This window comes from Clostridium tetanomorphum, assembly GCF_017873215.1.
Taxonomy (GTDB): domain Bacteria; phylum Bacillota; class Clostridia; order Clostridiales; family Clostridiaceae; genus Clostridium_AO; species Clostridium_AO tetanomorphum.
The window spans coordinates 1-1909 of record NZ_JAGGKA010000052.1 but is presented as its reverse complement, the minus strand read 5'-3'; the positions used below and the strand labels follow the sequence as shown (position 1 = coordinate 1909).

Genomic DNA, 1909 nt, shown 5'->3' with positions numbered 1-1909 from the left:
AGAGCCTTGCGGCGTTCCAGAAATTCTTTCCTTTAAGCTTCCATCCTTACATTGAAGCGGAGCGACGAGCCACCTTTCAATATAGAGCAGCACCCACTCACAATCAGTATGCTTTCTTACTGCTTTCATTAGTAAGTCATGATTGATATTGTGGTTGGTAGAAGGAAGCCTTGGTTTTACCCTTGTGCTTCCAGCCCCAAGCAGAACCCGGCGTGCAGTTTTTCCGCACCGGGCTCCCCAAAATGACTTGCGATTGCTTTGTTAAATATCTGCATGTATTAATTCTGGATAAGGTAATTTAAACCATTCTCTGGTACTTAAATAAGACCAGTATAATCTATGTCTTTGACTTCTTCGTCTAAGTGACCTAATCCACTGATTAACAACTTCTTGGCGAATGAACATAAGTTTATTTCCACAGTGGTATAGCGAGAAATATTGATAGAATCCTCTCAGCATACTTGTCAGTTGCTTCTGTTGGTCTCTTCTCTTCCAATGGATATGCTCTTTAAGCCATTTGTGCGTTTTGTCCAGAAATTTTCTACAACTCTTAACTGTTGGCTTACGTATTAATGCAAACTGTCCATTGATTCCTACACCACTTATATGCCTGAATCCGAGAAAGTCAAACGTTTCCGGCTTTTTATCATACTTTGCACTTCTTTCTCGTGCATATCTACCAAAGGAAATAAGTCTCGTCTTTTCCTCTGCAAGTTCTAAATGAAACTTGTTCATTCGATACTTTGAATATTTCTCAAACTTTTCTGCATCTCTTTTATATTGAAAGCAAGCCACATAATCATCAGCAAACCTTATCAGGTATGCTTCACCTTGTGCGTATGCTTTATATTTCTTTGCAAACCATAAGTCTAAAACATAATGAAGATAAATGTTTGCAAGTATAGGGCTGATTGGCCCGCCTTGCGGCGTTCCTTCTGTATTTATTGTAACTACTCCATTAACCATTACACCTGCTCTTAGCCATTTTCCTATCATACTAATTATTACAGGGTCGGCTATTCTCAGCTTTATCATTTTCATAAGCCACTGGTGGTTTATATGATTAAAATATCCTCTAATATCAGCCTCATATATAAATCTTACTTTCTTCTTTACTATGCATTCTCTTAGTGTTTTGAGTGCTTGATGTGGATTTCTTCTTGGTCTAAAGCCATATGAGAAATCCATAAATTCTTGTTCATATATGGACTCCAGAATCCTTGCTACCGCACGTTGTACAAGCCTATCTTCTACAGTAGGTATGCCCAAAGGTCGTGTTTTTCCATTGCCTTTTGGTATCTCTACACGCCTTACCGGTGGGGCTTTATATTTCTTTTCTTTCATCTTCTTCCATATATCTTTTACTCTCTCATCAATGTTATATTCAAATTCTTTAGTTGTCTCTCCATCTACGCCACTTGCTCCTTTCCTATTCATCATTTTCCATGTTTCTTTTAGAAATTCTGGTGTTATGATATGGGCTAATGACGTAAATACTGCTTTCTTATCTTTACGAGCTTTAATCGCTATCTCATCCAATTTTGTTGACATATTTATCTACCTCTGTTTGTGCAGTTTATGTTTCCTTGTTGAGAGCTCATTTTGTCCTGTCGCTTCACTTACGTTACGGCCTAGATTCGCTCTGTCTACGCTTAGTCTATGTCGTTACCTTCATAAACCCAAGACTCGATTTTAGGTGAGGCGGCTATACCTCTTTCCTAAGTTGGAATTTCACCAACTGAAATTGCCCGGCTTAGCCCGGCGCACCAAAGAACTTCTCTAAGTCTATGTCTACGACCCATCTATTTCCTTCATTAATATAGATTTCAGCTTGTTTAATTGCATCATGAGCACTTTTATTAGGTCTAAAACCATAGCTAGAAGTTGAAAAATCTTCATCATAGATAAT

Annotated in this window: 1 protein-coding gene; it reads right to left on the bottom strand. The window is 38.2% G+C overall.

Translation table 11 applies throughout. The features are described 5' to 3' along the window. Positions 1-261: 261 nt before the first annotated feature. Entirely contained in the window at positions 262-1551 is a 1290-nt protein-coding gene (ltrA, locus tag J2Z24_RS21130) for a group II intron reverse transcriptase/maturase (protein ID WP_173679996.1), read from the bottom strand. Between the last annotated feature and the right edge of the window lie 358 nt (positions 1552-1909).

What these genes read in the sequence shown, in the direction of transcription:
- ltrA (WP_173679996.1), bottom strand. Translation starts at nt 1,551, where the DNA reads ATGTCAACAAAATTGGATGAGATAGCGATTAAAGCTCGTAAAGATAAG.